26 protein-coding genes and 1 pseudogene are annotated in these 26,411 nt (G+C 60.4%); 17 read left to right on the forward strand and 10 right to left on the reverse strand.

Annotated features, from left to right (window positions below):
- Positions 1-534 precede the first annotated feature (534 nt).
- From K9B32_RS27190 to K9B32_RS27200, 3 genes and pseudogenes are all read left to right on the forward strand, one after another.
- A complete protein-coding gene (locus K9B32_RS27190) occupies positions 535-756 on the forward strand; it encodes a hypothetical protein (protein ID WP_224568153.1) in 222 nt (73 codons plus the stop codon).
- 592 nt (positions 757-1,348) lie between these two features.
- A pseudogene (locus K9B32_RS27195) lies at positions 1,349-2,881 on the forward strand (FAD-dependent oxidoreductase).
- A gap of 797 nt (positions 2,882-3,678) precedes the next feature.
- The gene (locus K9B32_RS27200; protein WP_224568155.1) at positions 3,679-3,957 is read left to right on the forward strand and encodes a hypothetical protein; all 279 of its coding nucleotides are present in this window, start codon (positions 3,679-3,681) and stop codon (positions 3,955-3,957) included.
- 660 nt (positions 3,958-4,617) lie between these two features.
- On the opposite strand, the gene K9B32_RS27205 is transcribed toward K9B32_RS27200, so the two are convergent.
- From K9B32_RS27205 to K9B32_RS27215, 3 genes are all read right to left on the reverse strand, one after another.
- A complete protein-coding gene (locus tag K9B32_RS27205; protein ID WP_224568248.1) occupies positions 4,618-4,908 on the reverse strand; it encodes a hypothetical protein in 291 nt (96 codons plus the stop codon).
- A gap of 73 nt (positions 4,909-4,981) precedes the next feature.
- Complete coding sequence (hutC, locus tag K9B32_RS27210; protein WP_132587886.1) at positions 4,982-5,704, reverse strand: histidine utilization repressor; 723 nt, start codon at positions 5,702-5,704, stop codon at positions 4,982-4,984.
- Between the two features lie 57 nt (positions 5,705-5,761).
- Positions 5,762-7,123, reverse strand: coding sequence for a formimidoylglutamate deiminase (locus tag K9B32_RS27215; RefSeq protein ID WP_224568157.1), 1,362 nt, complete (start codon positions 7,121-7,123; stop codon positions 5,762-5,764).
- 121 nt (positions 7,124-7,244) lie between these two features.
- Between K9B32_RS27215 and hutI the strand changes: the two genes are divergently transcribed.
- From hutI to hutU, 4 genes are read left to right on the forward strand one after another with little or no spacing between them, the layout of a single operon-like run.
- Positions 7,245-8,507: an imidazolonepropionase gene (hutI, locus tag K9B32_RS27220; RefSeq protein ID WP_224568159.1), complete on the forward strand. Its 1,263-nt coding sequence runs from the start codon at positions 7,245-7,247 to the stop codon at positions 8,505-8,507.
- Positions 8,504-10,039, forward strand: coding sequence for a histidine ammonia-lyase (gene hutH / locus K9B32_RS27225; RefSeq protein WP_224568161.1), 1,536 nt, complete (start codon positions 8,504-8,506; stop codon positions 10,037-10,039). Before hutI ends, hutH begins: the two co-directional genes overlap by 4 nt.
- Before the next feature lies 1 nt (position 10,040).
- Positions 10,041-10,841: an N-formylglutamate deformylase gene (gene hutG, locus K9B32_RS27230; protein WP_224568162.1), complete on the forward strand. Its 801-nt coding sequence runs from the start codon at positions 10,041-10,043 to the stop codon at positions 10,839-10,841.
- A gap of 25 nt (positions 10,842-10,866) precedes the next feature.
- Complete coding sequence (gene hutU, locus K9B32_RS27235) at positions 10,867-12,555, forward strand: urocanate hydratase (RefSeq protein WP_224568165.1); 1,689 nt, start codon at positions 10,867-10,869, stop codon at positions 12,553-12,555.
- Between the two features lie 16 nt (positions 12,556-12,571).
- On the opposite strand, the gene K9B32_RS27240 is transcribed toward hutU, so the two are convergent.
- Both K9B32_RS27240 and K9B32_RS27245 read right to left on the reverse strand, forming a co-directional pair.
- Positions 12,572-12,955, reverse strand: a complete 384-nt coding sequence (locus K9B32_RS27240) for a type II toxin-antitoxin system VapC family toxin (protein WP_224568167.1) — start codon at positions 12,953-12,955, stop codon at positions 12,572-12,574.
- Entirely contained in the window at positions 12,952-13,209 is a 258-nt protein-coding gene (locus K9B32_RS27245) for a type II toxin-antitoxin system Phd/YefM family antitoxin (RefSeq protein ID WP_224568169.1), read from the reverse strand. The genes K9B32_RS27240 and K9B32_RS27245 overlap by 4 nt, the downstream gene beginning before the upstream one ends.
- Before the next feature lie 68 nt (positions 13,210-13,277).
- Here K9B32_RS27245 and K9B32_RS27250 point away from each other — a divergent pair, with 68 nt between their 5' ends.
- The 5 genes from K9B32_RS27250 to K9B32_RS27270 all read left to right on the forward strand — a co-directional run bounded on the left by K9B32_RS27250 (position 13,278) and on the right by K9B32_RS27270 (position 18,230).
- Entirely contained in the window at positions 13,278-13,862 is a 585-nt protein-coding gene (locus tag K9B32_RS27250; protein ID WP_224568171.1) for a HutD family protein, read from the forward strand.
- Between the two features lie 216 nt (positions 13,863-14,078).
- Positions 14,079-15,092, forward strand: coding sequence for a taurine ABC transporter substrate-binding protein (tauA, locus tag K9B32_RS27255; RefSeq protein WP_224568173.1), 1,014 nt, complete (start codon positions 14,079-14,081; stop codon positions 15,090-15,092).
- A 74-nt stretch (positions 15,093-15,166) separates the two neighbouring features.
- Complete coding sequence (locus K9B32_RS27260) at positions 15,167-15,958, forward strand: taurine ABC transporter ATP-binding protein (RefSeq protein WP_224568175.1); 792 nt, start codon at positions 15,167-15,169, stop codon at positions 15,956-15,958.
- Entirely contained in the window at positions 15,955-16,809 is an 855-nt protein-coding gene (locus K9B32_RS27265; RefSeq protein WP_224568177.1) for an ABC transporter permease subunit, read from the forward strand. The genes K9B32_RS27260 and K9B32_RS27265 overlap by 4 nt, the downstream gene beginning before the upstream one ends.
- A 65-nt stretch (positions 16,810-16,874) precedes the next feature.
- Complete coding sequence (locus tag K9B32_RS27270) at positions 16,875-18,230, forward strand: LLM class flavin-dependent oxidoreductase (protein WP_224568189.1); 1,356 nt, start codon at positions 16,875-16,877, stop codon at positions 18,228-18,230.
- On the opposite strand, the gene K9B32_RS27275 is transcribed toward K9B32_RS27270, so the two are convergent.
- The 3 genes from K9B32_RS27275 to K9B32_RS27285 form a co-directional block, all read right to left on the reverse strand.
- Complete coding sequence (locus tag K9B32_RS27275; protein ID WP_224568191.1) at positions 18,231-18,884, reverse strand: methionine ABC transporter permease; 654 nt, start codon at positions 18,882-18,884, stop codon at positions 18,231-18,233.
- Positions 18,865-19,950: a methionine ABC transporter ATP-binding protein gene (locus K9B32_RS27280; protein ID WP_224568201.1), complete on the reverse strand. Its 1,086-nt coding sequence runs from the start codon at positions 19,948-19,950 to the stop codon at positions 18,865-18,867. Before K9B32_RS27280 ends, K9B32_RS27275 begins: the two co-directional genes overlap by 20 nt.
- A 93-nt stretch (positions 19,951-20,043) precedes the next feature.
- A complete protein-coding gene (locus K9B32_RS27285) occupies positions 20,044-20,877 on the reverse strand; it encodes a MetQ/NlpA family lipoprotein (protein ID WP_224568203.1) in 834 nt (277 codons plus the stop codon).
- A gap of 270 nt (positions 20,878-21,147) precedes the next feature.
- Between K9B32_RS27285 and K9B32_RS27290 the strand changes: the two genes are divergently transcribed.
- Entirely contained in the window at positions 21,148-22,590 is a 1,443-nt protein-coding gene (locus K9B32_RS27290) for an FAD/NAD(P)-binding protein (protein WP_224568205.1), read from the forward strand.
- Positions 22,591-22,655: 65 nt separating this feature from the next.
- On the opposite strand, the gene K9B32_RS27295 is transcribed toward K9B32_RS27290, so the two are convergent.
- Both K9B32_RS27295 and K9B32_RS27300 read right to left on the reverse strand, forming a co-directional pair.
- Positions 22,656-23,183, reverse strand: coding sequence for a hypothetical protein (locus K9B32_RS27295; RefSeq protein WP_224568207.1), 528 nt, complete (start codon positions 23,181-23,183; stop codon positions 22,656-22,658).
- Between the two features lie 46 nt (positions 23,184-23,229).
- Positions 23,230-23,394, reverse strand: coding sequence for a hypothetical protein (locus K9B32_RS27300; protein ID WP_224568209.1), 165 nt, complete (start codon positions 23,392-23,394; stop codon positions 23,230-23,232).
- Between the two features lie 9 nt (positions 23,395-23,403).
- Between K9B32_RS27300 and K9B32_RS27305 the strand changes: the two genes are divergently transcribed.
- The 4 genes from K9B32_RS27305 to K9B32_RS27320 are packed head-to-tail and all read left to right on the forward strand — an operon-like array spanning position 23,404 to position 26,409.
- The gene (locus K9B32_RS27305) at positions 23,404-24,075 is read left to right on the forward strand and encodes an amino acid ABC transporter permease (protein WP_224568211.1); all 672 of its coding nucleotides are present in this window, start codon (positions 23,404-23,406) and stop codon (positions 24,073-24,075) included.
- Complete coding sequence (locus K9B32_RS27310) at positions 24,075-24,746, forward strand: amino acid ABC transporter permease (RefSeq protein ID WP_224568213.1); 672 nt, start codon at positions 24,075-24,077, stop codon at positions 24,744-24,746. The genes K9B32_RS27305 and K9B32_RS27310 overlap by 1 nt, the downstream gene beginning before the upstream one ends.
- Position 24,747: 1 nt before the next feature.
- Positions 24,748-25,482 carry an amino acid ABC transporter ATP-binding protein gene (locus tag K9B32_RS27315; protein ID WP_224568215.1) on the forward strand — a complete coding sequence of 245 codons (735 nt, stop codon included), beginning with the start codon at positions 24,748-24,750 and terminating at the stop codon, positions 25,480-25,482.
- Positions 25,483-25,491: 9 nt separating this feature from the next.
- Positions 25,492-26,409 carry an isoaspartyl peptidase/L-asparaginase gene (locus K9B32_RS27320; RefSeq protein ID WP_224568218.1) on the forward strand — a complete coding sequence of 306 codons (918 nt, stop codon included), beginning with the start codon at positions 25,492-25,494 and terminating at the stop codon, positions 26,407-26,409.
- The last annotated feature ends 2 nt before the right edge of the window (positions 26,410-26,411 follow it).

Genomic DNA, 26,411 nt, shown 5'->3' on the forward strand with positions numbered 1-26,411 from the left:
CCGGCCGAGCGCGAAATCGAGCTCAAGTTTGGCGTTTAAGTGTGCCGATCGCTTGGAACGCCGGTCTTGAATGCCCTCGCGTTATCGCCAATTCCGGCCCCCACGTCTGTAGCGAGCTGCCTGAATTCGATGCGCTAGAACTCTGTTGGCCGACGCCATGATGGTTTCCTCAATTGACGAAGCCATCCGAACATGGGCCGGTGCATCGTGGAAATCGCCATTTAGGAGGGCACGCACGTTGGGGTTGACGCAATTGTCTTTCGGTTAACCGCTTGTATTTCCACTGGTGCAACGGGACTTAGCTATGAATGGCGCTGTGTACTTGATGAGCCATGCAAGATGCTGGATTCGCTCCCCAACGATGAGGGGGTTTGCGCTAGAATGCGCCATTTGCTTGTCCAACCGCACGGCGTCTATTGCCATTTTGCAACGCCTCGCCTTTTAGTGCTCGCATATGAGAATGTTCTTATGTGTAAGGCATTGCCTGCCTGACGTGGATCCACATAGGCTCTCGCTTCGAAGGGAGACGGGCCGATGCAATGGATTTCGTGGCAACGACCGGTGCTGGTATTTAAGATCACGGACCTGATCGATCGCATTCTGAGGAATTGGTGCGATGAAAATGGGCATCAAAAGGAAAGCGTTGAGGCAAGCCGAAAGGCAAAGAGCCTCCTTCAATGGATTGAACTTGGCGTCACGGATGAACACGAGCTTACGGACCTGATCCGTGACGACATCGTGATCACCATGAAATAGGCTCACGGCACGACGGCCAGGCAGCGTTTCTTCCGCTTTGAGATGCTCGTGCACGGCTTGGCGCGTTTGCTGGGTGGTGCCGCCTTAGTCGGAAAGAGACGTGGATCTTCTCGTGGGCGGCCTTCCCTGCAGCCTTCTCGAGCGACGGCAAGGGGCTCGGGAAGGACGACTGGCGTGATCTTCTGCTTAAGGGCGTCTGGGCAGTTAAGACCGCGAGGCCCGAAGGCTTCTTCATTCAACAACGTCAAACGAACTCTCCGTGCAAAGCATGCGGATCTCTTTGCAAACGTTCCCGGTAGGTTCTATGCAACAGCCATCCATAGTATGAAATACCGAGGATTTTCGCGATCGCACGGCCGCGTGCCCGAACGCTGATCGTCGCCAGCGTGATTTGGCGGGCTCCCATAAGACCAGAAATCGATGCCGTTCATCTGAGATACGACTGCATCTGACCTCAAGAATTCGACCCAACTTCGGGCCAAATTCATTTGCCTGCAAAGCCGAATAGCGGGAAATTCAAGGGGAGCTGCCTGCTGCGCAACCGAGCGTCGCAATGGATGATACCGGCAGCTGCCCTATGAGGGAGGAGAAAATGGCCAGTAACCATCCAGACTCGAGCGGACCCGATCTGGCCCTCGGCATTGCGCTTTCCGATCTTCCCGATGGCGGCAAGCTGGTCGGCCATCGCGACGGCGAGGCCGTTCTTCTGGTGCGCTGTGGAGCAGAGATATTCGCCGTTGCCGCCGCCTGCACGCACTATGGCGGACCGCTGGTCGACGGCCTCATTGCCGACGACAGCGTCCGCTGCCCCTGGCATCACGCCTGCTTCGACCTGCGCACCGGAGAGGCCCTGCGCGCGCCAGCCCTGTCGCCGCTCGCTTGCTGGTCGGTCGAAAAGCGCGGCGAACGGATTTTCGTTGGCGAGAAGCGCAAGAAGCCGCAGCCGGCTTCGCGCGAGAGCAATGCCGGGGTATCTCCGGAAAGGATCGTCATCGTCGGCGGTGGCGCGGCCGGTTTTGCCGCGGCCGAGAGACTGCGGCGAGAACAATATCAGGGCGCCATCCTCATGATCAGCGACGACGAGGCGCTGCCCGTCGACCGGCCCAACCTTTCAAAGGACTATCTGGCGGGCAAGGCTCCCGATGACTGGGTCCTGCTGCGCAAGGAAGGCTTTTATGCCAGGAACGGCATCGATCTGCGCCTCGCAACTAAGGTTGCCGGCATCGATGTCCGTGCCAGCGAGCTCGTGCTCGCCGATGGGGCACGGGTCGCCTTCGACAAATTGCTGCTCGCGACCGGCGCCGAACCAGTGCGCCTGACCATACCCGGCGCCAGCCAGCCTCATGTCCACACGTTGCGCACGCTTGCAGACAGCCGCAGGATCATCGCCCAGAGCGGCGCGGCGCGGCACGCTGTGGTGCTCGGCGCCAGCTTCATTGGCCTCGAGGTCGCCGCCGCCCTTCGCACCCGCGGTGTCGAAGTGCATGTGGTGGCGCCCGAGGAACGGCCGATGGAACGGGTACTAGGCCCCCAGATGGGCGACTTCATCCGCGCCCTGCATGAGGAAAATGGCGTCGTGTTCCATCTTGGGGATACCGCCGCGAGCATCGGCGCCAGCGAGATCCTGCTGAGCAGCGGCACGACCCTCGCCGCCGACATGATCGTTGCCGGCATCGGCGTGCGACCGCGAGTCGATCTCGCCGAAGGAGCCGGTCTCGCCACCGATCGGGGCGTCCTGGTCGATGCCTAACTCGAAACCAGCGCGCCGGGGATATATGCCGCCGGCGATATCGCGCGGTGGCCCGACCCCCACAGCGGCGAGAACATCAGAGTGGAGCACTGGGTGGTGGCGCAGCGCCAGGGCGCTGCCGCGGCCCTCAGCATGCTCGGACGCCGGAAGAAATTCACGGATGTGCCGTTCTTCTGGAGCCAGCATTACGACATCCCGATCAACTATGTCGGTCATGCCGAGAGATGGGACGCGATCGAGGTTGAGGGCGACGTTGCCGCGAAGGACTGCCTCCTGCGCTTCAAGCGCGGCGGACGCGTTCTGGCGGTTGCCACAATCTTCCGCGACCTCGAAAGCCTTAAGGCAGAACTGGCGATAGAGCAGAGCAAGGTCTAGAGCGTGATGGGATCATGCATGACTGAACTGACCCCGTAAAGTTGGACAACAATCTCCGGGGGTCAGTTCAGTCTCGCGGCGGGCTTTCTTCGAATCCGTAGACTACTTGCGTCCCCCACTGGGACGGGATTTGCCGCCCGTTCCGCCTGCGGTCTTAGCGTCGGGGGCTTGCCCGAAATTGGTCCCTCCCAAGTGGCCTCCGCCGCTCGTGTTTGCAACTTGACGCTCTGATTTGCGCTGGATCTCAGCCGCATTTGTTTTGCTCATTCTAGATTCCTTTTCGTTACGAGAGTGATCGCTGCCCGACGTAGCCCGGCATATGAGATCGATTTTGAGAGAAAAGGTCTGCTTGACGCCAAGGGGCGCGAAACGAAGCTCGACTAGCAAACTCGATGCGGCAGGCCGAGCCGCCATTGTGTTTAAACCAGTTTCCAGACTGGTGGCGCAGCCAACAAAAAAGGCCGGGGCGATACCGCACCGACCTTCCTCACATCGCTACTCACACCAGTGCCAGTACATCCGTGGTCACAAGCGGAAAGCGACTGCGGCGATTGCGAGCGACAGATGCATTCCAGCGCTCATCAGCAATGCCGATACCGTTGATATAGGGTCTCCCCGCATGAAACGCAACCTCAATTCGTGGTTTTGTTGCGAATGTCTTATAAAAATAAAAATTGCAGGAATTACGTTGCATGCGGAGCCGCGCTCAGGCATGGTCTTTCCGTCAGCAGCCAATGTTACGGGCGCTGCTGCATCAGGGCCTAGCGGCCCTTGCCCCAGATAGAAGGAGGACCGAAATGTCTTCCGAATTTAATTTCGTCTTAAAGTCAACAGACCTCACGATGCTGCAAGGCGTCTTGGATGCGGCAGGATACTGTTCAGCCAGTAGTCTTGCCAATCCGGAAGGCTATAACGTCGCGGCGAAACTGCTTATCGAGCGTTTCCAACACGGGATGACCTCTGCCGACGACCTATCCAGGGAACTGGAAAGGCATTTTGGCAAGGTGATTTCGGCAGTATCTCCGCCAAGCTTCGAGCTGACGCGCGCCTCTATTCAGGGGCGCCCCCTCCGCTAGAACTGCTACTCCCTTTCGCCTTCCCGATGCGGCAGGATAATCGCGTGGGCAACGTGTCACGGCAGGGGTTTACGGAGTGGATGGCATGCCAAGCGCTGGCTAACTGCGCGATCCACCATTTAGCCCATCCCTGCTGAGTGGAATTGGAGAGCCTGTGTCGGCACCCGGGTGGATCGCCGTCATCGTTGAGCGCGACCAAACGTTCCGCACTGTCCGAACCGCGCAAGACGCCCGTGTGTGAATTGGCCGGCCGTCAGCGGCACCGCCTTCGTCCTAGCGATGGAGGCCTGCGCCGGGACCGACGACGGGCACGGTGACCCAGGAGGAAGCCCAGGCAGCATTCCCTGCAGCGCTCTTGATGCAAAGGTGGCCTTCAGGATCACCTAGCGCCGGTTGGCAGCCTTGTGATCGCGCATGTGCTCCAGATATCCCCGTGGGAAATGGATTCCGATCCAGAACCAACGATGATTTGACGTCGTGAGCAATCAGCAAAGTCAGGCACGTCCTCGGGCCGGAAGCCCGTACGGTGCGTCTTTAATGGCGCGAGCGAAAGCCGATATGGTCCGCCGCCTCAGCCCGGATGAATGCCACTCGACGCTCCGCGAGATGCTCGCGCGGAGACACGCTGATGAAAGCGTGTCACGCCCGTGGCTCCCACGCTCACTGCCGACCAAAAACGCGTCCAGCCAAACGGAATGGACTCGCAACTGCAGCACCGGCTGCATCAAAACCGAATGCCCCCCATCGCTGACGTTCGACCGCTTTTCCGTTTTCGAAGGTGGAAAGCTGTGCCCCGAACTGCTGCATGACCAACTGAATCTGGAAGTCGGCATCCCGCAAATTGCGGACCAGCATAAAACATCCGTCAGTCGAGTTATTCGAATGACGTGCAGTTATTATGTTTAGGGATCTTAATTTTCCCGATCGGGAAAACATGATGACGAAACGCATTAAAACTCCAGCAGATATCGGCGGGCATCTAGCGAAGAGGAACGGCGCACGATGCGCTTGCCGAGGCCGTTTGCTACTGCGACGCCGGTGTGAAACGCGCCACCAGCGCATGGCGGTCGCCGGGATAGGTGAAGCGTACATGGGTGACTGGCCCGACATTGCTCCAAGTGCGGCGCTCGACGACCAGGCAGGCGGTGTTACGCGGGATCCCGAGGGCGGTCGCCTCGTCCGAACCGGCCGAGACGGCGTGAATGCGGTGCTCGGCGCTGCTCCAGGGGATCTGATTGATCAGCCAGGCGCCCGGCGCCATTTCGGAGAAGTCGGCCTCGGCGGCTTCAGGCACGGTCGACAGGCTGATCAGTCGCTCTTCCAGGCAGAACGGTCGACCACCCGCCTGATGGATGCAGGCCACATCAACCACGGAAGATCCTGGTGCGACGTCAAGGCGTCTAATGTCGTCGACCTTCGCCTTGCGTTGTTCGCGCTTCGATACGGCGAAGGAGTAGGAAAGATTCAGTGACTGGACCTCAGCCCTGATGTCGTGGATCTCCAGGACGGCCGATTGCGCCTGCGGCTGCGTGACGAAGCTGCCGGATTTCTTCCGACGCTCGATGAGGCCCGCCTTGGCGAGCTGGGTTAGCGCCTTGTTCACGGTCATGCGCGAACAGTCGTATTTCTTGGTTAGATCCACTTCAAACGGGATGCGGTGACCCGGCGGCCACTCGCCAGAAACGATGCGGCCTTCGATGTCGCTCACGATCCGCTGGTGCAAGGTTGTCTCCTTGCTTTGGTTCATCGTCACGCTCCGTTTAATGCCTCCCGCTCTAATGTGTATGTTGCGACCTGGAAAGCCCTATGCTGCCAGAAGCTCGCCCATCGCCTTCAGGAATCGGCGATTGATTTGATCGCGCGCCACGTGGCGACCGCCCGCGACCTGCTTGCGGCCGAGCGCCCAGACGCTGTCGACGGCCACGCCACCGGCAAAGACCCAGTGATCGAGCAGCTGATCGCCGGAAAGGTAGGGCACGGATGTCTTGCCGAGCGAAATGAGGTCGGCTTGGTGGCCGACCGCGATCCCGCCCGGTGCCTTCAGGGCAGCGCCGCCACCGGTAATCGCAAGATCGAAAAGTCTGCGCGCGGTCGAGCCGCCTGGCGCTGCGATGACATTGCGAGCCCTGAGCGCCAGACGTTCCGAGTATTCGAGCTGACGCAGTTCGCCCGGAAGCGAGATCAAAACGTTGGAATCCGAGCCGACGCCGAGGCGGCCGCCGTCTTCGATGAAGAGCGACGCCTGGAAGGTGCCGTCGCCGAGGTTAGCTTCGGTGATCGGGCAAAGGCCGGCGATCGCGCCGCTGCGCGCCATGCCGCGCGTTTCCTCGTCGGTCATGTGGGTTGCGTGGATCAGGCACCAGCGACCATCGACAGGCGCATTGGCCAGCAGCCATTCGACGGGCCGCGCGCCCGACCACGCGACGCAGTCCTCGACTTCCTTCACCTGCTCGGCGACATGGATATGGATTGGCCCGTCGCCGGCCAGCGCTACGACCTTGACGAGTTCCCCCGGCGTCGTGGCACGCAGGCTGTGCGGGGCAAGACCGAGCTCGGCACCGGGAAGTCCGCTTGTCATCTTACGGCAGCCCTCCAACAATGCGGCAAAGCTGTCCAGCGAATTGATGAAGCGCCGCTGGCCATCGATCGGCGCCGCGCCACCGAAGCCGGAATGGGCATAGAACACCGGAAGCAACGTCAAGCCGATCCCGCTGATGTTTGCTGCCGCCCCGATGCGCTCGGCGAGCTCGGCAATGTTGGTATAGGGCGTGCCGTCCTTGTCGTGGTGCAGATAATGGAATTCACCGACACGGGAAAAGCCGGCTTCCAGCATCTCCATATAGAGTTTTGCGGCCACGGCCTCGACATGCTCAGGCGTCATCGAGAGAGCGAACTTGTACATGACGGTACGCCAGCTCCAGAAGCTGTCGTTCGCCGGTCCCCGCACTTCCGCAAGGCCCGCCATTGCGCGCTGGAAAGCATGGCTGTGCAGGTTGCTCATCGCGGGAACAAGCGTGTCGTGATGCTCGTCGCCGGGCTGGGCGGCGACGCCCGTTTCAACGCTTGCGATACGGCCATCCGCGATCGTCAGGCGAACGTCCTTTTGCCATCCGTGCGGCAGAAGTGCCGCGCTTGAATGCAGTGTGGTCGCTACCGTCTGGGCCATAACGCTTTTTCTCCTCTTTGGCGCCGCGCATCTTTCTTTTCCATGGAGACGCACAAAATTTCACTTGTCACCTGTTTATTATGTATATACATGTTTCCACATAAGGGAAGGCGCAAAGCTGATGAATGGGAACAAATTTTCAAGCGATGAAGCATCCAGCGATCTCCGTCCACATTTGTGGCGGAATGCGCGACTGGCGACGCTCGATCCGCAAAAGCCGGGTCTCGGCATCATCGACAAAGGCGCCATTGTTACAGAAGGCGGCCGCATAAGTTTTGTCGGTCCAGAGGCCGACTTGCCGGTGTCGGCGATCGAGCGAGCCCAAATCACGGATCTCGAAGGTCGCTGGGTGACGCCTGGCCTTGTCGACTGCCACACCCACATCGTCTATGGCGGCAATCGCGCCCGCGAATTTGAAATGCGCCTTGAAGGCGCGACCTATGAAGAGATTGCGCGCGCCGGCGGCGGCATCGTCTCTTCCGTCAAGGCAACAAACGCACTCTCGCTCGAAGGTCTCGTCGAGGCGGCTCTTCCCCGCTTGGATACACTTATTTCCGAAGGTCTGACGACGATCGAGGTAAAGTCGGGCTACGGGCTGAATATCGACGGCGAACTGAAGATGCTGCGCGCGGCCCGCCAACTCGAGCAGGTTCGTCCGGTCCGTGTCGTTACCGCCTATCTCGGCGCTCATGCGACGCCGGTCGAGTACAAGGGCCGCAACGGTGACTACATCACGGACGTCGTTATCCCGGCTCTCGAATACGCCCATGCCGAGGGCTTGGTCGACGCTGTCGATGGCTTCTGTGAAGGGATCGCCTTTTCGACAGCCGAGATCGCGCGGGTCTTCGACAAGGCCGAGGCGCTCGGCCTGCCGGTCAAGCTGCATGCGGAACAATTGTCCAACCTGGGCGGTGCAAAGCTTGCAGCCTCTTACGATGCGCTCTCGGCCGACCACCTCGAGTATCTGGATGCCGAAGGAGCCACGGCAATGGCCACAGCCGGTACGGTCGCCGTCCTGCTGCCGGGCGCTTTCTACGCCATCAATGAGAAGCAGAAGCCGCCTGTTCAGGCGCTGCGCGACGCCGGCGCTCGGATCGCCATCGCCACTGATTGCAATCCGGGTACGTCGCCGCTGACCTCGCTCCTCCTGACGATGAACATGTCGGCGACACTGTTCGGTCTCACTGTCGAGGAATGCATCGCCGGCGCGACCCGTGAAGGCGCACGCGCCCTCGGACTTTTAGAGGAAACGGGCACGCTCGAGCCTGGCAAGTCCGCAGATTTCGCCATCTGGGACGTCGAAAGCCTCGCCGAACTCGTCTACCGCATCGGCTTCAACCCACTTCATGCACATGTTTTCAAGGGCGAAAGGATCGACCGTTGACCATTACCCTTCACCCCGGCTCCGTTTCGCTCAAGGACCTGGAGACGATCTACTGGACCGGTGAGCCAGCAAAGCTCGACGCTTCCTTCGACGCCGGAATTGCGAAGGCCGCTTCACGCATTGCCGAGATTGCGGCTGGCAATGCGCCGGTCTACGGCATCAATACCGGCTTCGGAAAACTCGCGTCCATCAAGATCGATAGCGCCGATGTGGCGACGCTTCAGCGCAACCTTATCCTCTCGCATTGCTGCGGCGTCGGCGCGCCCCTGCCTGAAAACGTCGTTCGTCTGATCATGGCCCTGAAGTTGGTTTCGCTTGGTCGTGGCGCGTCCGGCGTGCGACTGGAATTGGTGCGGCTGATCGAAGGCATGTTGGAAAAAGGCGTCATCCCGGTCATCCCGGAAAAGGGTTCCGTTGGCGCCTCCGGCGACCTTGCCCCCCTCGCCCACATGGCCGCCGTGATGATGGGCGAAGCCGAAGCCTTCTTTGCCGGCGAGCGTCTTTCCGGCAGTGCGGCTCTCGAAAGGGCCGGACTGAAATCTGTCGTGCTCGCTGCCAAGGAAGGCCTCGCACTGATCAATGGTACGCAGACCTCAACGGCGCTGGCGCTTGCCGGTCTTTTCCGCGCACATCGGGCAGCCCAGGCGGCCTTGATTACCGGAGCCATGTCGACGGACGCAGCCATGGGGTCGTCCGCGCCCTTCCATCCGGACATTCACACGTTGCGCGGCCATAGGGGCCAGATCGATACGGCTTTAGCACTTCGGGGACTTCTCGAAGGCTCGGTGATCCGTCAGAGCCATATTGAAGGCGACGAGCGCGTGCAGGATCCCTACTGCATTCGCTGTCAGCCCCAGGTCGACGGCGCCTGCCTGGATCTGCTGCGCTCGGTTGCTCGGACGCTGGAAATCGAAGCGAACGCCGTCACCGACAACCCGCTGGTGCTGTCGGACAATTCGGTTGTCTCCGGCGGCAATTTCCATGCCGAGCCAGTCGCCTTTGCGGCGGATCAGATCGCCCTTGCCATCTGTGAAATCGGCGCGATCGCACAGCGGCGCATCGCCCTCTTGGTCGACCCTGCGCTTTCCTACGGATTGCCGGCCTTCCTGGCAAAGAAGCCCGGCCTCAACTCCGGCCTGATGATTGCGGAAGTAACGTCGGCGGCACTCATGTCGGAAAACAAGCAGATGTCGCACCCGGCCTCCGTCGACTCGACGCCGACGTCGGCCAATCAGGAAGATCATGTCTCCATGGCCTGCCACGGTGCCCGTCGCCTGCTGCCGATGACTGACAACCTCTTCAATATTGTCGGCATCGAAGCACTGACCGCAGCCCAGGGCGTGGAGTTCCGCGCCCCCCTGATAACCAGCCCTGAACTGCAGAAGGCGATTTCGACAATCCGCAGCGCAGTGCCGAGCCTGGAGCTCGACCGCTACATGGCAAACGACCTTAAGGCGGCAGGCGATCTCATCGCGACGGGCACGCTCAATGCATCCGTCTCGCCCGGCATCTTACCCGTTCTGGAGAGCTGACATGGCTGTATTCGAAGTTAAACAGGGCTCATCTCCAGTCATCCTCGGGTTTCCCCACACGGGGACCGAGGTTCCCGGTGATATCTGGGAGCGTTTGAACGAGAACGGCAAGATTCTTGCCGATACCGACTGGCACATCCATCACCTCTATGATGGCCTGCTGTCAGACGCGACCACCGTGCGCGCAACGTTCCACCGCTACGTCATCGATGCGAACCGCGATCCGGCCGGTGTCAGCCTCTATCCCGGCCAGAACACCACCGGTCTTATTCCGGAAACGGATTTCGACGGAAAGGCGATCTGGAAGGATGGGAAGGGGCCCGGTGAGGCCGACATCGCGGCGCGGCTGCTTGACTTTCACGCGCCCTATCACGCGGCACTTGCCGCCGAGATCGAGCGTGTGAAGGCCATCCATGGCGTCGCGATCCTCTACGACTGCCACTCGATCCGCTCGCACATTCCGTTCCTCTTCGAGGGCAAGCTGCCGGATTTCAATATCGGCACGGACATGGGCAAGACCTGCGATGGCGCCATCGAGCAGGCGACGCTTACCGTCGTCGAAGCTGCTGAGGGTTACGACAGCGTGCTCAACGGCCGCTTCAAGGGCGGCTGGACGACACGCCGTTACGGCCAGCCCGAGATCGGCGTGCACGCCATCCAGATGGAGCTCGCGCAATCGACGCATCTCCAAACCGAGGCGCCGCCCTTCGCCTATGACGCCGCGAAGGCACAGCGTCTTCGCGTCCATCTCAAAGACATTCTGGTGCGCATCGAACAGATCGCGCCGGGCCTGAAACGATAACAATCACCAGACAGGGGGAACCCGCATGACTGCAAACCCACGCCACAACATTCGCGAGATCCGCGCACCGCGCGGCAATGAGCTCAACGCCAAGAGCTGGATGACCGAAGCGCCGCTGCGCATGCTGATGAACAACCTTGACCCTGACGTGGCAGAAAATCCGAACGAGCTCGTGGTCTATGGCGGCATCGGCCGTGCGGCACGCACCTGGGACGACTTCGACCGGATCGCAGCGACCCTGAAGACGTTGAACGAGGACGAAACGCTCCTTGTGCAATCCGGCAAGCCAGTCGCCGTCTTCCGCACGCACAAGGATGCTCCACGCGTCCTGATCGCGAACTCGAACCTCGTGCCGCACTGGGCGACCTGGGATCATTTCAACGAGCTCGATAAGAAGGGCCTTGCCATGTACGGCCAGATGACGGCCGGCTCGTGGATCTACATCGGCACGCAAGGCATCGTTCAAGGTACCTACGAAACCTTCGTCGAGGCAGGCCGCCAGCACTACAACGGTAACCTTAAGGGCAAGTGGATCCTGACGGGCGGTCTCGGCGGCATGGGTGGCGCACAACCGCTCGCAGCCGTGATGGCTGGGGCTTGTTGCCTGGCTGTCGAAAGCGACGAAACCCGCATTGATTTCCGCCTGCGCACCCGCTACGTCGATGAAAAGGCAAAGACGCTCGACGAGGCGTTGGCACTGATCGACAAGTGGACGAAGGCCGGTGAGGCAAAGTCGGTCGGTTTGCTCGGCAATGCCGCGGAGATCTTCCCGGAACTCGTTCGTCGCATGAAGGCCGGCGGTGCGCGCCCCGATATCGTGACCGATCAGACCTCCGCGCACGACCCGCGCAACGGCTACCTGCCTGCCGGCTGGACGGTCGAGGAAGCCAAGGCCAAGCGCGAGACCGATCCGAAGTCGGTAGAAGTCGCCGCGCGCGCCTCCATGAGGCAGCACGTGGAGGCCATGGTCGCCTTCTGGGATGCCGGCGTTCCGACGCTCGACTATGGCAACAACATCCGTCAGGTCGCCAAGGATGAAGGCCTCGAGAACGCCTTCGCCTTTCCGGGTTTCGTGCCGGCCTATATTCGTCCGCTGTTCTGCCGCGGCATAGGTCCGTTCCGTTGGGCGGCGCTCTCCGGCGACCCGGAAGATATCTACAAGACCGACGCCAAGGTGAAGGAACTGCTGCCCGACAACAAGCACCTGCACAACTGGCTTGACATGGCACGTGAACGCATCGCCTTTCAGGGTCTGCCGGCGCGCATTTGCTGGGTTGGGCTCGGCGATCGCCATCGCCTCGGCCTTGCCTTCAACGAGATGGTGAAGAACGGCGAGCTCAAGGCGCCGGTCGTCATTGGCCGCGACCACCTGGACTCCGGCTCGGTCGCCTCGCCGAACCGCGAGACGGAAGCGATGAAGGACGGTTCGGATGCCGTTTCTGACTGGCCGCTGCTGAATGCGCTCCTGAATACGGCGTCTGGCGCGACCTGGGTGTCGCTCCATCACGGCGGCGGCGTCGGCATGGGCTTCTCGCAGCATTCCGGGATGGTCATCTGCGCCGACGGTACGGATGATGCAGCGCGGCGCTTGGAGCGCGTCCTCTGGAACGACCCAGCGACCGGCGTCATGCGCCATGCCGATGCCGGCTATGAGATCGCCGTCGATTGCGCCAGGGAACAGGGCCTGCGTCTGCCGGCAATTCTGGGGAATTGACCTGTTGTGCCGGGCCTCAAAATTCCATGAGGCCCGGATACTGCAACACGGTCTGATCAACTGTGACCAAGGGAACGCCTTCGATCTTCGACTGGGCAATCAGCATACGGTCGAAGGGATCCTTGTGGATCGGCGGGAGTGCCGCGATTGCAAGCGCATGCTCGCCGTTGATCGGCAGCTCGACATAACCGTTTTGGACAAGGCGCTCTCTCAGCATCGAGGGATCGGCGCGAAAATCGGGGCGGCTCTGCGCTTGGTTGATCGCGATTTCCCAGAGGCTGGCGGGGCTGAAAAGAAGCTCGTTCTGCTCGTCCTCGATCAGCGCGCGCAGACGATCAGGCAGTCGCTCGCTATCGCCGGCCGCCCAGATTAGAATGTGCGTATCAAGGAGCAGCCTCATTCGGGGAACTGTTCGCCCTCACTGAATATCTCCTCGATCTCATCAGCCATCATGGTGTCGAAATCGTCGGGAACTAAGATCATGCCTTTCATGAAGCCGATCCGCCGCTTCTTTGGGACATCCGCCTCTTCGAGGGGAACGACTTTCACCAGGGGTTTCCCGGCCTTGGCTATGATGAATGCCTCCCCTTTCGCAGCCCTCTCGATAAGCCGCGACAGATGCGTCTTCGCTTCGTGTATGTTCACGGTCTGCATGGCTGCCTCGATAGACTTAGTCCAATAAACTTAGTTCACCTTGCTTCCCTTGCAATGATGGAGCCCAAATGACCCGCGCCGCCGTTCTCAGATCCAGCACCTATCGCCGCATGCCGTGGAAGAACGGTGGCGGCGAGACCACTGAAATTGCGGTCTCGCCGCAGGGCGCGGCACTGTCTGATTTCGATTGGCGCGTCAGCATGGCAACGGTTGAAACGGATGGGCCGTTCTCGATCTTTACCGGCGTCGACCGGACGCTTGCGATCCTCGAAGGCAACGGCATGTCGCTGACAATCGACGACAACGCGCCTGTGTTGTTAAAACAGGACAGCGCTCCCCTCGCCTTTCCCGCGGATGTCGCGGTGGCGGCGACACTCGCCGAGGGACCGATCACGGACCTGAACGTCATGACCCGGCGCAACGGACTGCGCCATTGGGTCGAGAGGGTTGATGTCGATTCCACGGCGACTGTGCATCCAGCCGCACCGACCTGGTTTCTCCTGTGTCATCAAGGAACCCTCACCGTCGAATGGAGCGGTGAGCACGCCGATCTTGGTCCCAAGGATGCGCTTTTTCTTCAGGGAGCCAAAGGCAAGGATGTCGTGGTGAGCGGCAAAGCGTGCTGCTTTCTGATCTCTATCGATCCGATCTGACAGGAATCTCCTTAAATAAGAGCGATGTCAGTTGGCAGACCATAGGTGGCCAAGGCTCGAATGTTTACGCCCGTCTTAGAGGCCAAAACAATATTGTCCTTATAGTCTATAAAATAGATAGTTTTATCTATGTGCGAGTGGGTGCCAGCCCTAATGTTTCCATGTCGAAACAAGTTGAAGCGCTGAAGCTGATGCTCAGCCGCAAGGGGGCGAAACATGAAGATCAGGACATTATTGGCAGCGATTACGCTCGGCTCCGCAAGCCTGTTGGCGCCTTTTGTTGCCCAGGCAGCCGACAAGAAAGTGGTTGTTGCCTACCAGACCGACGCGCTGCCGTCATCGGTGGCAATTGCCAATGGCGAACTCGCCAAGGCAACCGGCTATGAGATCGATTTCCGCAAGTTCAACTCAGGGGCCGAGATTTTCGCGGCCATCGCCTCGGGTGACGTGCAGGTCGGCTATGTCGGCTCGAGCCCGTTTGCGGCTGCGACGTCCCGCGGATTGGAGGTCAAGGCTTTCTACCTCTCCTCGATCTCCGGCATCGACGAGGCGCTCGTCGTTCGCAACGGTTCGGGCATATCGTCTCTGTCTGACCTGAAAGGCAAGAAGCTCGCTGCCGCGCCCGTCTCCACCGACCATTATCAGCTCTTGGCGTTGATCAGGTCGCTGGGCCTGACGGAAAAGGATGTGCAGGTCTTTGCAATTCCGCAGCCGGAGATCGTGGCCAGCTACAATCGCGGAGACATCGATGGCGGTTTTGTGTGGGATCCGGCACTGAGCGAATTGAAGAAGAATGGCAAGGTGCTGGTGACATCCAAGGACGTCGCCGACAAGGGCGCTCCAACCTTCTCCGCCTGGGTCGCAGCATCGAAGTTCGCCGATGAGAACCCGGCGTTCCTGAAGAACTTCGCCAGCGTCATCAACAAGTATTACGCCTCCTTCGCAGCTGATAAGAAGGCTTGGGATGCCGATAGCGAGAATGCCAAGCTGCTCGCCAAGACACTTGGCGGAACGCCCGAGCAGCAGGCTGGCGCACTCAAGAACCTGACACTTCTGACGCCTGACGTACAAGCTTCCGAAGCCTGGCTCGGCGGCGGCGAAAAGTCGGGCGCCGCCAAAATCCTCAAGGATACGGCCGCCTTCCTGAAGGACCAGGGCAAAGTGACCGAAGTGCTGCCGAGCTACGCGGCCTTTGTCACGCCGGATGCACTCGTCAACGCAAGCAACTGAAATAGCGAATAATCCTCCCCTCCGAGCACGCTGGCGCGATGTCGCGCCAGCGTCATAATATCAAGAGACGGCACATGCTCAAAGTGGACCACGCAAGCGTTTATTTCCAAACGCGAGATGGCCGCACGGTCCATGCCCTGGATCGCGTTTCGCTCGATATTTCGGACAACAGCTTCGTCGTGGCACTCGGCGCCTCCGGCTGCGGCAAATCCACACTTCTCAACGCGATTGCAGGCTTTCTGCCGCTTTCCACAGGCACCATTACTCTGGACGGCCGACCGGTCACAGGTCCCGGCGCGGAGCGCGGCGTCGTCTTCCAGAAGGACACGCTGCTGCCTTGGAAGTCAGTCCTCGACAATATCGCGCTTGGCCCGCAGTTTGCGGGAGTCCCAAGGGCTGTGCGACGCGCTCGCGCAGAAGAGCTACTGTCACTGGTCGGGCTGAAAGACTTTGCAAAGGCCTTTCCCTACGAATTGTCCGGTGGCATGCGCCAGCGCGTTGGCATTGCCCGCGCCCTTGCCGCCGATCCCGAGGCGCTCCTGATGGACGAGCCCTTCGGCGCGCTCGATAGCCTTACTCGAGAACAGATGCAGGAACTGCTCGTATCGATTTGGAAAGCCACGGGAAAGCGCATTTTCTTCATTACGCACTCGATCGAGGAAGCTCTCTTCCTCGGCACGCAGGTCGTGGTGATGTCGCCGCGTCCGGGCCGGATCGTCGCGCGCTTTGATCTCGATTTCATCAGGGAGTTCGCCCGAACCGGCGATGCCCGATCGATCAAGACCGCACCAGAGTTTGCCAGTCTGCGAGAAGAAATTCGGACCATTCTGCATGGCTCCGACGAGATCAGGAGTGCGGCGGAATGAGCGATGTGATCGAAACGAGCGGCGTTGTCGTCGCTGCCAAGCCCGATCAGCCGAAAACCGTTCACATGAAGGGGTTCGGCGCTGGCGAAAGCAATACGCTTGTGATCAGCCTTGCGACGGCAGTCGCGTTGATTGGCACCTGGTGGCTGGTCGCAAAGCTCGGATTGGTGCCGCGTCTCTTCCTGCCGACACCGCAGGAGGTTGTCACGCAGATCGGCGCCGTCTATCGCGACGGCTATGCCGGAGGTTCGCTTGGAGAGCATGTCTTTGCAAGCCTGTTCAGGATCGCGACGGCGGCGGCCATCGCCATCGCGGCCGGGATCCCGGTTGGCCTGCTGATGGGGCTCAATCGCTGGGCAAAGGGCATCTTTGACACGCCGATCGAATTCTATTGGCCGCTGCCGCCGCTCGCCTATCTACCGCTTATGATCATCTGGCTTGGGATCGGCGAGACTTCGAAGGTGACGCTGCTTGTGCTTGCCATGTTCGCGCCGATCTGCCTTTCGGCACAGGCCGGCGTGCGCTCGCTGCCGATCGAGCGCGTCCATGCGGCTCGCTCTCTCGGTGCCCGGCCCTGGCAGCTTCTTGTCAGCATCGTTTTACCATCGGCGCTGCCGGAGATCCTGACGGGCATCCGCATTGCGCTCGGTGTCGGCTGGGGCACGCTCGTCGCGGCTGAACTGATCGCCTCGAACCGCGGGATCGGTTACATGATCATGTCCGCTTCCCAGTTTCTGGCAACCGACGTTGTCTTCGTCGGCATCGGCATCATCGCGGCCTGTGCATTTGCCTTTAGTGCCGCCGTTCGGCTCTTGGAAGCTGCCCTCGTTCCGTGGAAAGGTAAGAGCTAACAAGGGCACACGAGCGCCCCTCAAGCTCACGAGCGCGCCGGGTCTGCCGGCACAGGGAACGATATATGAAGCAGATGCAGATCTACGCATTCGACATGAACTGCGTCGGCCATATCAATCATGGCATGTGGACGCATCCACGCGATACGTCCCTTCAATATACCGACCTCGATTACTGGGTGGATTTTGCCCGCACCGCCGAGCGGGGCAAGCTGGACGGAATATTCCTGGCGGATATCGTCGGCGTCTACGACGTCTACAAAGGCAGTCCGGCGCCCGTCATCGAAACTGGCGCGCAAATCCCGGTCAACGATCCGCTGATGCCGATCTCGGCCATGGCATACGTTACCAAGCATCTCGGCTTCGGGGTAACGGTCAACACGACCTACGAGCCGCCCTACCTGCTGGCGCGGCGCATGTCGACGCTCGATCACCTGACAAAGGGTCGGATCGGGTGGAACATCGTCACCGGCTATCTCGACAGTGCCGCGCGCGCCATGGGCTTTGAGACATTGCCAGAACACGACGCGCGCTACGATGCGGCCGAGGAATATCTCGAAATCCTCTACAAGCTCTGGGAGGGAAGTTGGGACGACGATGCGGTGCTTCGTGACAAGGCGCGCGCCATCTTCGCCGACCCTTCAAAAGTCCGCGCCATCCGGCATGACGGCCAATATTACAAGATGGAAGGCATTCACCTTTCGCAGCCCTCGCCGCAGCGCACGCCACTGCTTTTTCAGGCAGGCGCCTCGGCGCGAGGGCAGGATTTCGCGGCCCGCCATGCCGAGTGCGTCTTTATCGCCGCGCCGACCCCGCAGGCGGCACGGCCGACCGTGGAGGCGCTGCGGGGGAAGGCCGAAGCATTCGGTCGCGGGGAGGATGCCTTGCGCGTTCTTGGCCTCGTCAGCGCGGTCGTCGGTCGTACCGAGAAGGAAGCGCTGGATAAGCTCGAAGACTACCGCCGGCATGCGAGCGTGGAAGCGTCTCTCGCGCACTACTCGGCTTCGACAGGCGTTGATTTCTCGAAATACGGTCTCGACGAGCCGATCGAGCAGACGTCGACCAACGCCAATCAGTCTGCGCTTGCCGCAATCACCAAGGAGGCACCAAAGCCTGTGACGTTGCGCCAGATCATTGATCAAATGGTGCTCGGCAGCCGCATGAAGCCGATCGTCGGGTCGGCCGAGCAGGTGGCGGATTGCCTGGCGGCGTGGGTTTTGGATGGTGGTGTGGACGGCTTCAACCTGGCGCGCACGGTGGCACCCGAAAGTCTGCGCGATTTTGTCGATCTCGTCGTGCCGGTGTTGCAGGAGCGCGGGCTCTTCAAGGCGGAGTATGCCGAGGGATCCCTCAGGCAGAAGCTGTTTGCCGGCAGCGGCAGGTTGCCATCCTCGCACCCCGCCGCCGCGTTTCGGCATTAATTACTTGTGGTCAAGCCTGGCGACCAGCCGGTCGCCGAGCCACTGTATGCCGCAAACAAGGACGATCAGCACGACAACGACAACCACCATGACGGTCGTCTCGAAACGCTGGTAGCCGTAGCGGATGGCGAGGTCGCCGAGACCGCCTGCACCGATCGCGCCGGCCATCGCCGAGGCGCCGATCAGCGTCACCAGCGTCACTGTGAATCCGGCGACGATGCCCGGCAGCGCCTCCGGAACGAGCACTTCGCGAATGATTGTCCAGCGGTTGCCGCCCATGGCGCGCACGGCATCGATCAGGCCGCGGTCTACTTCGCGCAACGACACTTCGGCGATACGCGCATAGTAGGGCGTCGCGGCAATGGCGAGCGGCACGATGGCGGCCCACGTGCCAAGTGCGGTGCCGACGATGAGGCGCGTCAGCGGGATCAGCGCGACCAGCAAGATGATAAACGGTACGGAGCGGAAGCCGTTGATGATGGCACTCAGAATGCCGTTTACCCAGGCGTTCTCGGCTATGCCGCCCTTGTTCGTGAGAACCAGCGCCAGACCAAGCGGCAGGCCGAAGACCAGCGAAATCAGCCCGGATGCACCGGTCATCAGGATCGTTTCCCAGAGGGAACGAAGCAGAAGATTAAACATGATCGGTGTCATAGCCGAGAACCTCCACCCGCGCCGAGCGGGCCTTCAGAAACTGCAGAACCTTGTCCTTCAGGGCTGGGTCGCGCATCGGGATAGCAATGAAGAAGCGCGCCACCGGCTGGTTCTGGATATGATCGATGCCACCGTGGACGAGCCGGAACGATTGCGGCAGCGCAGTGGAGAGATCGGCAAAAACCGCGCCCTGTGCAGCGGGGCCGGCCATGTCGACACTGAGGATCGCCTCCTGGCCGGACGTGGGTGACAGCCGGGCGGTGATATGCTCCGGCAATTGCGGACGGCTTCCCGACAGCAGGCTTTGGGTAATCGGCGCCTTGGGATCGGCGAACACCGACCAGACCTGGCCTTCCTCGACAATACGACCGGCATCGATGACGGCGACGCGATCGGCAATATTGCGCACGACCTCCATCTCATGCGTGATGAGGACGATCGTGAGACCGAGCTTGCGGTTGATATCCTTCAGAAGCGTCAGGATCGAACGGGTCGTTTCCGGATCGAGCGCAGATGTCGCTTCATCAGAGAGCAGCAATGCCGGGCGCGCCGCGAGCGCTCGGGCAATGCCAACGCGTTGCTTCTGGCCACCGGACAAAGACGATGGATAGGCTTTTGCCTTGCCAGCGAGGCCGACAAGCTCCAGCAGTTCATGCGCGCGCTTCAGGCGTTCGGCCTTTGCGACGCCGGCGATCTTCAGCGGCAGTGCGACATTTTCTTCGACCGTCTTCGACGCCAGTAGGTTGAAGTGCTGAAAGATCATGCCAACGCGGCGGCGAAGCGGCTGCAAATCCTTTTCATCGAGGCCGATAATACTGGACCCCTCGATCTCGATCTCGCCGCTATCAGGACGCTCCAGGCCGTTGAGGCAGCGGATCAGGGTGGATTTTCCGGCGCCGCTGCGTCCGATGATGCCGAGGATCTCACCTTTGCGCACGGTGAGCGATATCCCGTCGAGAGCGGCCGTCGTACCAAAATGCCGATGCACGTCGACAAGGCGGACGACCTCTTCCGACGCTGCCTGCGGCGTGGCCCCGATTGCGGAGGCCGATACAATTGAATTCATGTTCTTTCCCTTCGGAAACGCCCAAGGCGGCCCGGGCAAGGAACGCCCGGACCGCCTTGTTCGACGCGCCTAACCTCTCGGCGCGAATGTCGATCAGTAAGCGCTGACGCCGGTTCCCTTATACACCTTGTCGAACTCCGCCTTAACGGCATCGTTCTGGTAGGACGACACCAGTGTCTTCACCCAGGCCTCGTTCTCGCTGCCTTGCTTGACGGCAATGAAGTTGCGATACGGATTGTCGGCGATCGGCTCCTGCGCGATGCGGTCGGCCGCAGACAGCCCCGCCTTCAGAGCCCAGTCGGTGTTAACGACTGCGGCATCGAGATCGTCGATAGCGCGGCCGACCACACCGGCATCAAGTTCCTTGATCTCAATTTTCTTAGGGTTCTCGGTGACGTCGGCGACGGTTGCGAGAATGCCCGTTCCGTCCTTGAGCTTGATGATGCCTTCGTTCTGCAGAACGCGCAGTGCGCGACCCTCGTTTGACGGGTCATTCGGCACGCCGATGGTCGCACCTTCGGTGATCTCGGTGACTGCCTTGTGCTTCTTGGAGTAAAGGCCGATCGGCCAGACGCCCGTGTATCCGACGGGGACGATATGATAGCCGTGCTGCGCGACCTGGTTGTCGAGATAAGGCTTATGCTGGAAGGCGTTCGCGTCGATTTCGCCGCGTTCCAGCGCCTCGTTCGGCTGTGTATAGTCGTTGAAGACGACCGTTTCGATCGTCAAGCCCTTCTTGGCGGCTTGCGCGCTCACGACGCGCCAGACATCTTCATCCTCGCCGCTCATGATGCCGACCCTGATCGACTTGTCTTCGGCAAACGAAGCAACAGGTGATGCAAAAGCAATCAGGGCGACCGTCGAGGCGGCGATCGCGGCAAGGCTTGCACGACGCGTCAGACTTGATGTGGACGTCTTCTTGTTCATTGTGGTGTTTCCCGTCTTGAATTGATGAGGGCTGGCCTCCGACGGCCAGATAATTTCAAAACTGCTCATGGTAAACCAAGCACGCCGATCTCTATTGCGCTGCAGCACAGGAAAACTCTTCGGCGCCTGGACGGAATCGCGGGATAAAAATTCTACTGATTTAGTAGAATATTGCCGTTGCCGGGCTCCCTGACTGACTCTAAATTAAACTATCCGAGCGCGAAGAACAAACATGCGCTCTTGAAACAAAGGCGATTTGGACCGCGGGCATTGAAGCAAGACAGCACGAAATCACAACAGGCCCTCCGCGACAGGATACGCCGACCTGCGGTGGCGATTATCGGCGGCGGGGTTTCTGGAGCTGGCGTCGCATATCATCTGGCGCACTCCATGGCTGACCGAGCGCCAGCAATCGTCGTCTTTGAGCCACGGCGCGAGCTTGGCAGAGGGCTTGCCTACGATACGACCGATCCGGCCCATCGCATCAATGTTCCAGCCGCCCGCATGAGCCTGCTACCGGACTACCCAGAGGATTTCCTCGAATGGATCGCGGACAATGACGCTGTCGCCGACGACCCGGACGCGTACCGGCCAGATGGCAACCTCTTTCCCCGGCGCCATGTCTTCGGCGCCTATATTGCCTCAGCAGTCGCTTCTTTGGTGCAGAGCGGCGCTGTGCGCCATCGTCGCGCGCTCGTTGTCGAGGTGCGTCGGGACGGTGCGCTCTGGCACATAACCGATAGCCAGGGCGGACAGGTGTTTGCCGACTTTCTGGTGATCGCCACCAGCCATCCATCGCCATCGACGCCAGGTGTTTTGCGCTCGCTTGAAGGACACGAGCGATTTGTAGCGGATTCCACCTGCGCGGGAGCACTTGACACCATCCGCCCGGACGACAGGCTGCTGATCGTCGGCAATGGTCTTACCGCTGCTGACATCGTCGCCTCGCTCGACCGGACCGGCCATCGCGGTCAGATCACATCGATTTCGCGCCGGGGACTGAGATCAAGAGGTCATGCACCTTTTGCGCAAGACCCCTTCGGTGAGTTCGAGGCTGCCCCGGTCCATAGCGCAACGGCATTGTTGCGCAGCGTCCGGCAAGCCATCACTCAGGCAAAGGCCGGCGGGCTGACATGGCATGCCGTCATTGACCAAGTGCGTGGCCACGGCCAGGCAATCTGGCAGCACCTGCCGATTTCAGAGCGCTGCAGGATCGTGCGCCATATCAGGCCCTATTGGGACGTTCATCGGTTCCGGATCGCGCCTCAGGTGGAAGAGGTACTCGAGCGCGCGATCACGGGAGGCAGGATGGAGGTCCTGGCGGCTTCCGTCGCTCGCGTGCGCCGCGAGGATGAGGCCATCCATGTGGAGCTTAGGCAACGGCATGGCTCGCCACTACAGCGGAGCTACGATGCCGTCGTCGTCACAACGGGTCCGGCGCATGGCGGCATTCTTGAAAGCCAGTCCTGGCTTTCCAGTCTTCGCGATCAATCACACTTGCAGCTCGACCCGACCGGTCTCGGGATCGCGTGTTCCGAGCGCTCCGAGGCGATTGGTGGTGAAGGTCACCCCGATCCGACCTTGCTTATTTCCGGACCGCTGGCGCGGGGGACATTCGGAGAATTAATGGGCTTGCCACAGATCACGGAACATGCCCTCTTCGTCGCCAGCGAGCTCGCCGCAAAGGTAAGGGCAATGACGGATCACGGCTAGCATCGCGGCGCGCTGCGAAAAGCGCGTTCTGCACCGGAACATACCGATAGAGCGCAGCTTGCGCATTACTCAGCAGTCTCCGCGAAGGCCATGAGCTCTGGATCGAAGTCAACCCCTACGACATTATTGAAGACCGCTGTGGCGAGCATGATACCAGCAAAGGCCACAAGATCGACGAGCGTCTTGGCATCGTAGCGATCCTTCAGCTGCGCCCAGATCTCTGCGGGGACCGCGTTGGAATCGACAACGATTGCCTTGCCGAAGGCGTTGAGGAGTACCTCTTCGTCGGACAAGACCAGGGCCTTTGGGTCGAAGCCCGCATTGATGAGCGCCCGGCGAAAGAAGGTGATGGCAATTTTCGAGTTCGCGGCTTTCGAAATGGCGTGCGAGAAGACCCAGATAGGTCTATCGGCAATTGAAGAGAGCTCGGCGCGAAGCGTGAACCATTCAGCGTAAACGCGATGGGCGACCGGTGAGTGCAATAGCGTGCGCTTCATGTTCGTCATACGCCCGCGTACCCTTACCTCCTCATCGTGTGCGGCCCGAATCTCTTCGGAAGCGGTGTCATAGTCGATCTGCGGGATATGGCTCATGGCGATGCTCATTCTATGTCGGGGCAAAATGTCAGGCGTTTGCGAATCAGGAATGGTCCTGATGCGGCTTTTCGATCATCTTGGCAAAATCGGCTACATCGCGCGAATCCGTCAGGTTCATTGCCGCCAGGTAGATCGGGAAATCTCCCCCTGGATTCTTGACAATGCTTGATTGTCGGGACACGATGAAACCGGTTTCACTCGCACTCATGGAGAAATCGTGCGGCTCGACCTGTCGATTCTCTTGCCCCATCTCGGCTTTCTCGCGCAAGGCGCCGTGCTGACGGCGGAAGCATGCGCGCTTGCGCTCGCCGGCAGCGTCATCATGGGCGCATTCGTGGCGATTGCGCGAACATCCTCGTCGGCACTCCTGCAGCGGATGTCGTTCATCTACGTCGATATTTTCCGCAACGTGCCCTTCATCGTGCAACTGTTCTTCTTCTACTACGGTCTGCCGGAGATCGGCATCTATATCGATGCCTTCACGACGGGCGTGATCGCGCTGTCGATCGCCGGCGGCGCCTACGCCTCGGATGTGATCCGCGCGGGCATCCTGGCAATCGATCAGGGCATCATAGAAGCAGCCGAGGTAAGTGGCCTGTCGCGGCGTGTAATGTTCACGCGCATTGTTTTGCCGATTGCGCTTAGAACCTCGGTACGGCCGCTCGGCTCGGTTCTTATCAACATGATCCTCACCTCGTCGATCCTCTCGACGATCACGCTGAATGAACTGACCGGCTCGGCGCAGATCGTGGTCTCGCAGACGTATCGGCCCTTCGAGGTCTATGTTGTGCTCCTCGTTGTCTATGCGGCTTTGACCTACCTCGTCTCGCTCGTCATCGCACTCCTCCACCGTCGCCTCAACCGCGACATGATGGAGGCTGTTGCCTGATGCGCTTTACAGATTTCACGTCCTTCGACCTCGTTCTTCTGGCGCAGGGTCTCAGCGTCAATGTCGCACTCTTTCTCGGGACATCGTTGGTCGGACTGATGATCGGCATCAGCTGGGCAATCGTGCGCTTCTATCGCGTGCCGCTGCTGAGTGAAGCGATCACCTTCGTTTCCGAGCTCCTGAAGAATTCACCGGTGCTGGTGCAGTTGTTTCTGGTGTTTTTCGGACTGCCCGGTCTCCTTCACATCCGCGTGACACCGGTCACGGCGGCTGCGATCACGCTTGCGGCCAACACTGCCGCCTTCGTCTATGTGATTGCAGTCTCGGCGATCGAGTCGATCGGCCGCGACCAGATCGAAGCCGCGCGCGTGTTTGGCCTGAGCCGCTGGCAGGTGCTTCGTCATGTCGTGGCGCCGCAGGCGGCGGCATTTGCCGTTGGTCCGCTGATCGCGCTCCTCGTCAATCAGTTGCAGGTAACCTCGCTGATCTCCGTCATCGGCGTCGTCGACCTGACCAAGATCGGCAACATCCTCAATATGCGGACACTGAAGCCGTTCATCGTCTGGACGGCTGTTGGCTTGCTTTATTACGCCGCCGCCAAGCTGGTCGCGTGGCTCGGGTCGCGCTTCGAAAAACGCCTTCGCGCCTATAGCGCTTGGAGAGGGCTCTGACATGATAAAAGTTGAAAACGTAAAGAAGGCCTTCGGCCACACGACTGTACTCGACGGCGTCGATCTGACGATTGCACCGGGTGACGTTGTCTCGATCCTCGGCTCCTCCGGATCCGGAAAGTCGACGCTGATCCGCTGCATCAACGGTCTGGAGAAGCTGAGTGGCGGCCGGATCATGGTCGACGAGTTTGATGTCGGCAAGCCCAAGGAACTTGCCGAAGCGCGCAAGCGCTCAGGCACGGTTTTCCAGCTCTTCAACCTCTATCCGCACATGACGGTGCTCGCCAACATCTCACTGGCTCCGATCGAGGTGCTGAGGAAGCCACGCAGCGAGGCGCAGCAGATGGCCCGTGCATTGCTCGAGTCGGTTGGTCTCGGTAACAGGGCCGACGCCTACCCATCGCAGCTTTCCGGTGGCCAGCGCCAGCGCGTCGGCATCTGCCGGGCGCTTGCGATGCAGCCGCGCTACTTGCTGTTGGATGAAGTGACCAGCGCGCTTGACCCGGAGATGACGGCAGAGGTGCTGACAATCCTTGCAAAGCTCGCGCAGGAGGGCACGACGATGCTCTTCGTCACGCACGAGGTCGAGTTCGCCAGGCAGATTTCTGATCGCATCGTCTTTCTCGACAAGGGCAAGTTGCTGGTCGACCTTCCGACCAAAGAATTCTTCGCCGCCGATGGCGGCATGTCGCAGCCGCGCGTTGCCCAGTTCCTTTCCAAGATGCGCAAAGATTAGAGGTTCTAGATGCTCCTTTTGGCCAATAAAGAAGCCTGGCCGGGTTTTCCGACATCCGTCGAAATGTTGCGCGAGGGTGCAATCAGCCTGGATGCGATGGTCGCGGGGATCAGCAAGGTAGAAAGCGAAGTGAAGGTTCGTAGCGTTGGGTACGGCGGTTGGCCCAACATGCTTGGCAATATGGAGCTTGATGCCGCGGTGATGGACGGCAATACACGTGAGGTCGGCACGGTCGGCGCCGTTCCAAATACGCTTCCAGTGGCTCGCCTTGCACATGAGGTCATGAAGCGCCTTCCCCACGTTATGCTGACTGGCGATGGCGCACGTCGCTTTGCGAGTGAAATCGGTTTCTCGGACGACGAGGTGTTGTTTGAGGACAGCAAGCGGGTCTGGTGGGAGCGACTGGAAAAGGAGCTCTCGCCGGAGGATCTGGCGAAGTTTCCAAACATTCCGCTGGCGCCTCTCAGCCGCACCATCACCGATCCGGAGCGCGTTCGCGACACGACCGTCTTCTTGTCGGCCGATCCCAAACGCGGCATCCATGCCGCGACGTCGACATCGGGTTGGGCATGGAAATATCCGGGCCGTCTTGGCGACAGCCCGATCCCCGGCGCAGGCTTCTATGCCGACAGCCGCTATGGCGCGGCCGCCTGCACGCATACTGGCGAAATGACGATGCGCTGTTCGACGGCACGCACGGTCGTCCTCGCGATGAAGCTTGGCTATTCGCTCTGCGACGCGGTGAAGCTCGCCGTCGATGAGCTCAATGAACTCTCCTGCGGATTCCTGGCCGGTGTCGTAATCCACGCGGTCGATGCCAAAGGAAACCACGAGGTCGTGAATTTCAGATGCGAGGGCGAGATTCGGTACTGGCTCTGGGACGACACGATGCCCGAACCGGAACTGCGGGCAGCGAAACTGGCATAACT

The organism is Rhizobium sp. 3T7 (assembly GCF_020166565.1).
In the GTDB taxonomy this organism is placed as follows: domain Bacteria; phylum Pseudomonadota; class Alphaproteobacteria; order Rhizobiales; family Rhizobiaceae; genus Rhizobium.